Source organism: Cupriavidus consociatus (genome assembly GCF_017814975.1).
Lineage (GTDB): Bacteria > Pseudomonadota > Gammaproteobacteria > Burkholderiales > Burkholderiaceae > Cupriavidus > Cupriavidus consociatus.
This window is the reverse complement of record NZ_JAGIQA010000066.1, coordinates 1-9,244: the sequence shown is the minus strand read 5'-3', so window position 1 is coordinate 9,244 and position 9,244 is coordinate 1. Positions and strand designations below refer to the sequence as shown.

The window sequence follows — 9,244 nt, the reverse complement described above, 5'->3', positions numbered from 1 at the left end:
CGTCTCCTGTCAGCGGCCGGTTGCCGCAGTTTGATTCTGTAACTTAAGTATTTGCGCAAAGCTGCCTTTGCTGAAGGCGCAAATATGAAAAAGACTCTTGCAACTTTGATCGAAATGCCCCGTCGTGCAGTCTGGTCCGTCAATCAGTCTGGCGATGCAAGGCTTCTTTACGGATGGCGCTCAAGCTGCGGCGAGTAGAGATGATCTCTGCGGAGAGCCGAATGTGAATCAACGTGCCGCTCTGGTTTTCCAGCGCTCGAATCAATGCCTGCTCGAACTCCTTCAGGTTCGAGGCGAAGATGCCTTCGTAGCCATAACTACGTGCAAGCGAACAGAAGTCCGGGCTGCACAGGTCGGTGCCGCAGACGTGTTGCGGGTACTCGCGCTCTTGATGCATGCGGATAGTTCCATACATGCCGTTGTCGACCAGTAAGATGATTGACTTCGCGCCATGCTGCACGGCGGTCGCAAGCTCCTGCCCATTCATCAGAAAGTCCCCGTCACCTGCGATGGTGAACGCAACGCGGCCGGTCACAAGATTGGCCGCTATCCCGGCGGGTACGCCATACCCCATAGCACCCACGGTGGGCGCCAACTGAGTCTTGTGACCCTTGGCGAGGCCATGAAAGCGGTAGTACCGGTGCAGCCAACTGGCGAAATTTCCGGCGCCGTTTGTCAGTACCGCGTCTGCCGGCAAATACTTTTGCAGGGTTCCGATGAGACCCGGCATATCGAAATAGTGAGCGGAACTCTGGTCCAATCCAGGAAGCGCTTCAGAAACTAGGTTCTCTAGATAGTCGGCATTGGCGGAAATTGCCCACGACTGCCAAGGTACGTCCGGCGGGGGATCGAGCATCGCTAGTTGTTCGACGAAGCTGTCCATCGTCGCGTGGATCGCGAGGTCTGCCCGGTACACTCGGTTGAGTTCTTCTCCGGACGAATGGACGTGAACCAGACGTTGGGTGGGTTGGGGCGGCTGTAGCAGTGTGTAGCCACTCGTCGTCATCTCCCCGAGCCTGGCGCCCAGAGCAATGATAAGGTCGCTTTCTTGTACTCGCTTGGCGAGCTTGGGATTTACGCCGATGCCAACATCACCGGCGTAGAGCTCATGGTGATTGTCAAAGGTATCCTGAAAGCGGAAGGTGTTGGCAACCGGCAAGTGCCAGGCTTCCGCAAACCGCTGCAATTGCTGGGCCGCTTGGGGCGAGTATGCACCGCCGGCGAGGACAAGGGGCCGTCGAGACTGCGCAAGAAGTTCGCGAAAACGCTGTAAATCTCGGTCCGTGGCGGCCGAACCGGCGGCCTCGATGCGCCTGACAGGTCGCGCGTCGGTTTCCTGCACCAGCATGTCTTCCGGCAATACGAGTACAACTGGGCCCGGGCGCCCATTCATGGCGGTGGCAAATGCGCGAGCAATGTACTCGGGAATCCGGTGCGGGTCGTCGATGCGTTCCACGCGCTTCGCCATTCCCTTTGTGCTGGGGCCAAAGAACGCGGCGAAATCGACCTCCTGAAATGCTTCGCGGTCGCGAAAGTCGCTCCCAACGTCGCCAATGAGGAGCACCATTGGCGTGGAGTCCTGGAATGCTGTATGCACGCCGATGGCTGCGTTGGTCGCGCCTGGGCCTCGCGTGACGATGCACACGCCCGGTCGTCGTGTGAGTTTGCCGTGTGCCTCTGCCATGAATGACGCGCCGCCCTCTTGACGGCAGCCCACGAAACGAATGCGGTCCCTGTATCGGTGGAAGCCGTCCAGCACCGCAAGAAAGCTCTCACCGGGCACGCCGAATGCCACTTCGCAACCTTGCTCCACCAAGCATTCCACTAGCAGGTGCCCTGCGATCTTACTCATGTTGTCCCCTTAATTGTTTATGCCAGGTCGCGTCGGCAACTCAAGCAGCCGCGTCATCACCGATGCTGTGATAGTTGCGACGGAAATAGATCAGGCCTTCATCTGCGCCGCTTTGCACCACGGCCTCGACTTCGCAGAAGAAAATCGTATGCGTCCCTTTTTCGAGCGTATCGGTGATACGGCAATCAAATGACACGACAGCCCCTTCAAGGACGGGAGCGCCGGTGGCGCGCGATGTCCAGTGTCCGACCTTGAACCGATCGTCCACCGCGCATTTGGTGGCGCCAGCAAATACCCCGGAGATTTCCTGCTGCGTGCTGCCAAGAGTGTTGACGCACAAGACGCCATTGGCTTTAAAGACGGCGTTACTCTGGCTTGAGCGGTTGACACAAACGGCGAGCGTAGGTGGATCATCCGTCACGCTGAAGACCGCGCTTGCGGTCATCCCATATCGCCCTGCGGTGCCGGCTGACGTAATGACGTTGACGGCGGCCCCTAGCTGGGCCATGGCATCCCGATACTCCTGCCGCTGAATAGGCATGATTGCATCTCCTGCTTGTCGTGCATCAAGTATCGATGGGCAGCACGTCTTGCAGAAGAGATGAAACTGGCAATCACTCTTGCAGTTTTTACGGTAATCGCCCAATATCCCTTTTGGATGCACGGGAAGGAAGCACATGGACAGAATTGATGCGATGGGGTTGTTCGTTTCGGCGATCGACAGCGGAAGCCTGGTCCGCGGCTGCTCGCAAGCACGGGCTGTCGCTGTCCTCGGTCAGCAGGCACCTCACGGCATTGGAGGAACGCATCGGTACTCGCCTGGTGGTCCGTACGACCAGAATGCTCGCCTTGACGGAAGCAGGACGAGCCTATTACGAGCGTTCCAAGCGCCTGCTTGCGGAAATCGACGAACTTGAGGCGGGGCTGACGGCGGATGCAACTACGCCGATGGGGCGCCTGGTGATATACGGCCCCACCTTGTTTGGCCGCGTGTTTATGTTGCCGTTATTGGCGCGCTTCCTGATCCAGTATCCGAAGGTCTCGCTTGATGTCACTTTGCTGGATCGTCCGATCAATCTGGTCGAGGAAGGCGTAGACGTCGCGGTGCGGATTGGGTCTATCGAAGATTCAAGCCTTATTGTCCGAAAGCTCGGGGCGTTGCGCTGGGTCGTCGCCGCATCACCGGAATACGTGGCGACACACGGCGAGCCAAGGCATCCCAGCGAGCTGTCTGGGCACCATTGTCTGGTCTATAGCCAGTTGAGCATAAGCGCTGAGTGGCAAATGCTGGACGACAACGGTCGTCCAGCCCACGTCCAGGTGCCGGTCAGGATGCGCTCCAACACGCTGGACGGCGTAATCGCTGCAGCGATAGAGGGCGCAGGCCTCGTCTATGCTCCCGCGTGGTCGGTGGCGCATCATGTCAGCGCCGGCCGGCTAAAAATCGTTCTTTCGGACTTCGAGTTGCCTGGCCGCGATATCAACCTAATATTCACCCATAACCGGCTACTGGCGGGAAAAGTTCGAGCGCTGATCGATTTCTTCGTCGAGAACTTGTCCGATGTCAATTTCGATACCGTTCCCCCTTATGGGGCGGTGTCACAGTTGGACGCAGCAAGCGCCTGATTCCCAGCCCGCTATTAGATGTCAACTAGCTTGTCTTCGCACTAGGCAACAGACGCAGTGCGCTCAGGCCAGCGCCGCACACCGCGAAGATGCAACCGAGCCACAGTGCGAAAACTGGACCTCGTGATATCGACACGGTTAGGAACAGTGCCACGGAGGCAGCACCGGTTGTCTGGCCTAGCAGTCTTGCGACGCCTAGTATTCCACTGGCGCCGCCGCTACGTTCAGCGGGGGCGCTAGACATCAGCACTTTTTGGTTCGGCGAGAGAAAAAGGCCGAATCCACATCCGCATACAGCCATGCAACCCGCGATGACCCAGTCAGGGGTCCCTGCTGGCAGCAACGACAGTACCCCAATCCCACTTCCAAGCAGGCAAAGCCCGATGCCGCCCAACAGACCCGCGGGATAGCGATCCGATAACCTGCCGGCAATGGGTGCAAGCACTGCGCCCAGTAAGGGCCAAGGAGTCATCAGAAAGCCGGTCTCGACCTGCGTCCGACCGAACATATGCTGAAGCAGGAATGGCAACGACGCGAAGGTCAGTCCGTGGGTGGCGAAGGCACAGATCGCTGCAAGCGTCGATAGGGAAAAAGCGGGAATTCGGAACAGGTCGACGCCCAACATGGCAGCGGGCTGGCCTCGTTGGCGATGGATGAGCGAAACCGCGCAAACGGCAGCCCCCAGGAATTCACCGCCAACGAGCAGCCATGACGCTCGATGGGCTACGCCGCCCAAACCGTGGACCGCCAAGGCAAACATGGCAAAACAAAGCAAGGCGCCCAACGTGTCAAAAGGTCGTGCAGCACGGTGCGTTTCAGGGATGGCACGATAGGCCATGACCAACGCAACGACGCCGGCTGGAACGTTCAAGAGGAAAAGCCATTGCCACGAAGCCATGGACAACACTACGGAGGCCACGCTTGGCCCCGCGGCGATGCCTATGGCGTTCACCAAGGCATTGATACCGATACCTCGGCCGAGATGCATTTCTGGGTAGATGTTGCGAATGAGGGCGATATTCACCCCCATGATGGCGGCGGCGCCTAAGCCTTGCAGCGCCCTGGCCACGACCAGTGTGGCCAAGGACCATGCGAGCCCGCAGGCCAGCGAGGATACGGTAAAGATCGCAAGTCCCATTGTGAAGACTTTTCTGTGCCCCCATATCTCACCGAGAGATGCCAGGGGCAGCATTGCCGCGACCATGACAAGTTGATATGACATCACGGCCCAGATGACGTCGGATCCACTGGCACCAAGAACGGAAGCAATGGTCGGCAAAGCTGTGTGGACGAGCGCGACGTCCAGTGCGGCCATGAACACAGCAATGGAAATCGCCCAAACTGCCGTGGCGCCCGGTTCAGCCTTTGCATTGAACCGCGGCAAACCTGCGCTGCACGGGATATTACTTTCAGTGTTGTTAGTGATTTGGTCCATTACGTCGTCCCGAAAAACGGATGTGTGAGACCCCGGTGCACTAGCATGTCAGCCCGGCTGAGAGGCCAGAAGGGAAAGCAGGCGATTAGGATTGAGCAAGGCTTTCGGATCGAGGGCATGTTTGATGGCTCTCATCATCCCGAGAGCGACTGGCGACTTATGCGTTTCCAGCTTCTCTCGCTTTAACTCACCAATCCCGTGCTCTGCCGATATAGAGCCATTGAACTTGCTAACCTGATCGTAGACCACCGTGTTGATGTATTCTTCGTTCTCGCGCAGGAATGCCGTGACATCGCAATCGGACGGCGGTTGCACGTTGTAATGCAAGTTTCCATCACCGAGATGGCCAAAATTGACCACACTCACTCCCGGGAAGCGGTTCATCAGAAGGGCGTCGGTCTCGCCAACAAAGGTTGGAATGCGAGAGATCGGAAGCGAGATATCGTGCTTGATATTGATACCTTCCTCCGCCTGAGCAAGCGGAATACTCTCGCGGACATGCCAAAGCTGATGCGCTTGCGACAGACTTTCGGCAATTACGGCATCGCAGACATATCCGTCTTCAAACGCAGATTCGAGTAGCGCTTCGAATCGCGAGCGTGCGTGTGCTTCGGATTCGCTGTCAGAGAGTTCCATCAGTACGGCATGGGGAGTGGACGCCTCCAGGAAAGGCACTCGCAACTGCGGCATATGCCTGGCGACCAGAGCGAGTCCGGCTTGGCCCATCACTTCGAAGCCGGTAAGCCCGGCGCCGAGCTGGCGGTGCGCTTGGCCAAGCAGGGAGATCGCATCCTCGAGCGACGCAACTGCAACCCACGCGGTCAATTGCGCGGAAGGGGCCGCAAATAATTTCAATGTCGCTGCGGTGATAATGCCAAGTGTCCCCTCGCTCCCTACGAACAGGTCCCTGAGATCGTAACCGGTATTGTCTTTACGCAAACCACTGAGGCCGTCCCAGATTTCACCGGAAGCCGTGACCACTTCCAGGCCGAGGCACAGATCTCGAGCGTTCCCGTAGCGAATGACCTGGGTCCCACCAGCATTAGTCGCGAGGTTCCCGCCGATGGTGCAGGTGCCTTCTGCAGCCAGGCTTAAGGGGAACAGTAGGCCGGCATTCGCAGCCGCGTCCTGGAGTACCTGCAGTATGCAGCCAGCCTCAACCGTTACGGTGAGATTGGGAGCGTCCAACTCGCGGATCGCCTGCATGCGAGACAGGCTTAGCAGGACTTGCGTACCGCTGCTGTCCGGAATGCCGCCCGCCACCAAGCCAGTATTGCCGCCTTGAGGTACGAGCGCCGTGCCTGCAGTAGAGCAGGCCTGCACCACTCGGGCGACCTGATCGGTGCTTGCCGGGCGTACCACTGCGAGCGCCTTGCCACGTATCCGCTTGCGCCAGTCCTCTTCCCATGCGCTCAAATCGCCCTCGGTAAGTACGTTGGTATCTCCAACGATGCCCCGGAGTATGGTCAGGAGGTTGCTTTGATCTTCCATCGGGCGCACCGTTCGTCAGGAGCCAAGTTCGCAATTGCCAAGCTTCAGGCGCCGGCGGCACTCTTCGACAGAGGCTGCTTGGGCTGCTTCATACAAAGCAATTTCATCCAGCACCTGGTGACCCAGCGCCGCTTCGAACGCAGCTCGGTCGGCTGCTTCACTGTACTCGGCGTGCGTTTCAGACCCGAGGTTTGAGTGGAAGATGCCGGCGGCACTGACCGGCAAGAAATCCTCATAAGTGAGCGGAAGCGCCCTTAACCATCCGGAGTCAACCAACTGGTCCAGGGTCGCGTCTGGCTTCGGTGAGCCGGCCTGCCGTTCGAGGTTAATTTCATACCGGAAGAACGCCAGTCCTTCTTTTCTAAGGATGGCGAGGTCATCCGGAAACGCGGTAAAAGCCTCATCTAGGGACGACCCTGCTGCGTCTTGCAGGAGACTGTCATAGAGTGCCCGGCCCTTCATAGTCAGCGCATAGCCACGTTGCTCGATTTCGCCAAAGCGTGCTGTGTGCGAACCGGCAGCGCCTTCGCCGCCCCGGAAATAGACCGGCTCCTCAAGAGCAAGGAAACTGGTCTGCCGAAGCAGGATGGGAACGTTGCGACGGGGCGGCCCCTCGATGGTTGCTTTCGCGCGAATCTCATGCGTATGCATTGCGGACTGTGCCCGATCAATGTCAAGGACGCGCGGCGTCAGGTGGTTGATGTGAGGGCCCTTGAAGCACACAACGTCGGCGACCAGTGGATGACTTGAGCGAAGCGCCTGATAGGTCTGAATGTCGACCGTTGATTCGCGATGCCACCGGAACGTCTCCAGAGCTTCCGATACGAAGTCCTCCGCCTCTTCCTGCGTGAGACCGCCGCGCTGTTCGGCCAAGTCGATGAGCTCCAATGCGCGGGACGTGAAGATGCGTCGTTTGCTGAGGATCTCAGCCGCTCGCTCGCGCAGCGCCACATCTTCGACAAGGTCGAGCCGGAGCAGGGAGGTAAAGACTCGGAATGGGTTCCGGTTCAAGGATTCCTCCTTGACAGGCCGGAAGGCAGTCGCATGCACCGGGACGTTCGCCACGGAAAGATCGTAGTACCCTACCGCGGTCATTCCCATGACGCCGAACATGCGCGCGATGGTGGACAGCTCCTTGGGCGTGCCAACCCGGATTGCGCCATGGCGTTCGACATTCAGACGATCAAGCTGGTTTGAGTCACGGAGGATCGCTTCGAGGCTCGGATTCTGCTGAATGACCTCCATGTTGATATCAGCGACGAGGTCCAGCAAGGCACCATATTGCGGGACTTCTTGCCGGTACATGTCCGACAAGGCTCGAGCAAAGCGCGAACGAATCTCATCAGGGTGAAGCAATGTAGTTGAAGGGGTATGGCTCATGGTGAAGCAGTGAATGAACAATTTATGAAAGGACTGGCGGGGCTCGCCAGTGGACTGCGGGCACCGGTATCCAGATCCGGAAGCAAATGTCCTAATTTGCGGCGCTTGGTCGCTAAGTAGCGTGCATTCTCGACTCTGGGAGGAGTACACAAGGGCAAGCGTTCTGCGACCATAACGCCTTGACCGCTAAGCGCTGCAAGCTTGCGAGGGTTATTCGTCAATAGCGAGATTGACTCGACTGAAAGCCATCGCAGCAGCGCGACTGCCGCCCCGTACTCGCGCGCATCGACAGGAAGCCCCAGCTCGACATTCGCCTGTACCGTGTCCCTGCCCTGCTCTTGAAGGGCATAAGCCTTGATCTTGTTGACCAGGCCTATGCCCCGTCCTTCATGCCCGCGGAGATAGATAAGGATGCCGCACCCCTTCAACTGTATGTATGCAAGGGCCGCCTCGAGCTGTTCGCCGCAATCGCACTTGCATGAACCGAAGACATCTCCAGTCAGACATTCCGAATGAAAGCGCGTCGGCACGCGGCGGCGTCCGGCCACGTTTCCCAGCACCAAGGCGAGGTGTTCGACCGTATCCCCGTGCGCCTGAAACGCGTGGCATCGAAAAGTGCCGTGCTTGGTCGGCAGAATCGTGCTTGCTTCGACTCGTACAGCCTCATTGACGGCCTGGGGCGGTTTCTGAGGCGTCGCTGGAATCGGCACGTTTGCGACGGTGGGGTGCGTCATCGCTTAGTCGCTCTTCAAGGTTTGCTTCAGTTTCGGCACCCTGGCAATCGTGTTCACGCACGCGTCAGCAGCCTCTTTTCCCTTTACCAAGAAGTGCTGACGAAAGAACTGCTCATGTTCCTCGCCATGAAAGTGGTGGGGCGTCAGCACCGCGGACAACACAGGCGTCAGTGTTTCGAGTTGAACCTGCATCAAGCCTTTAATGACAGCTTGGGCGACGAAGTCATGACGATAGATGCCCCCATCGACTACTAATCCGGCTGCCACGATCGCTGCATAGCGGCCGCTCTGTGCCAAAAGCTTGATCTGAAGCGGTAGCTCGAACGCGCCCGGAACTTCATAGGTGTCCACGGTGTCTGGCGGCACGCCTTGCGCGACCATGGCTTCCAGGAAGGCGGTTCGACATTGATCTACTACCGCGCGGTGCCAGCACGACTGCACGAAGGCAATTTGACGGGACGGATAAGTTGCAAATCGATCCACAGCGGGTCTCCGAATGTTGGTCTGGACACTCTAACCCTACCGTCTATGAGTGAAAAGCGAAGGAAATGGCAATCATCCTTGCTAGAAATGCAAGAGTGACGACAGTGTCACAGCAGTCGTATCCTTAGGATTGGCTAAAAATTTGCAAGGGTGATTGTCATTTCATTCTCTTCTGCAAAGCTCCATTGAGGGCAATACTTCCCCCATCGCAACGAGCAGCGGTGCGGAGCCGCGATAAGGAGA

Annotated in this window: 7 protein-coding genes and 1 pseudogene; 1 reads left to right on the top strand and 7 read right to left on the bottom strand. The window is 58.2% G+C overall.

Features of this window, described 5'->3' with window-relative positions; translation table 11 throughout:
• Window positions 1-139 precede the first annotated feature (139 nt).
• Window positions 140-1,852, bottom strand: coding sequence for a thiamine pyrophosphate-binding protein (locus J8I82_RS36565; protein WP_209765342.1), 1,713 nt, complete (start codon window positions 1,850-1,852; stop codon window positions 140-142).
• A gap of 40 nt (window positions 1,853-1,892) precedes the next feature.
• Complete coding sequence (locus tag J8I82_RS36560; RefSeq protein WP_209765340.1) at window positions 1,893-2,393, bottom strand: flavin reductase; 501 nt, start codon at window positions 2,391-2,393, stop codon at window positions 1,893-1,895.
• A 254-nt stretch (window positions 2,394-2,647) separates the two neighbouring features.
• Between J8I82_RS36560 and J8I82_RS36555 the strand changes: the two genes are divergently transcribed.
• Window positions 2,648-3,478 carry a LysR substrate-binding domain-containing protein gene (locus J8I82_RS36555; RefSeq protein WP_245180605.1) on the top strand — a complete coding sequence of 277 codons (831 nt, stop codon included), beginning with the start codon at window positions 2,648-2,650 and terminating at the stop codon, window positions 3,476-3,478.
• A 25-nt stretch (window positions 3,479-3,503) separates the two neighbouring features.
• On the opposite strand, the gene J8I82_RS36550 is transcribed toward J8I82_RS36555, so the two are convergent.
• The 5 genes and pseudogenes from J8I82_RS36550 to J8I82_RS36530 all read right to left on the bottom strand — a co-directional run bounded on the left by J8I82_RS36550 (window position 3,504) and on the right by J8I82_RS36530 (window position 9,001).
• Window positions 3,504-4,913 (bottom strand): MFS transporter, encoded by a 1,410-nt coding sequence (locus J8I82_RS36550; RefSeq protein ID WP_209765338.1) that lies wholly within the window; start codon window positions 4,911-4,913, stop codon window positions 3,504-3,506.
• A gap of 48 nt (window positions 4,914-4,961) precedes the next feature.
• Complete coding sequence (locus J8I82_RS36545) at window positions 4,962-6,404, bottom strand: FAD-binding oxidoreductase (protein ID WP_209765336.1); 1,443 nt, start codon at window positions 6,402-6,404, stop codon at window positions 4,962-4,964.
• A 15-nt stretch (window positions 6,405-6,419) separates the two neighbouring features.
• A complete protein-coding gene (gene hglS / locus J8I82_RS36540) occupies window positions 6,420-7,784 on the bottom strand; it encodes a 2-oxoadipate dioxygenase/decarboxylase HglS (RefSeq protein WP_209765334.1) in 1,365 nt (454 codons plus the stop codon).
• Window positions 7,785-7,870: 86 nt separating this feature from the next.
• A pseudogene (ribA, locus tag J8I82_RS36535) lies at window positions 7,871-8,518 on the bottom strand (GTP cyclohydrolase II); the annotation flags it as partial.
• Window positions 8,519-8,521: 3 nt separating this feature from the next.
• Window positions 8,522-9,001 carry a 6,7-dimethyl-8-ribityllumazine synthase gene (locus tag J8I82_RS36530; RefSeq protein WP_209765330.1) on the bottom strand — a complete coding sequence of 160 codons (480 nt, stop codon included), beginning with the start codon at window positions 8,999-9,001 and terminating at the stop codon, window positions 8,522-8,524.
• Window positions 9,002-9,244: the final 243 nt, after the last annotated feature.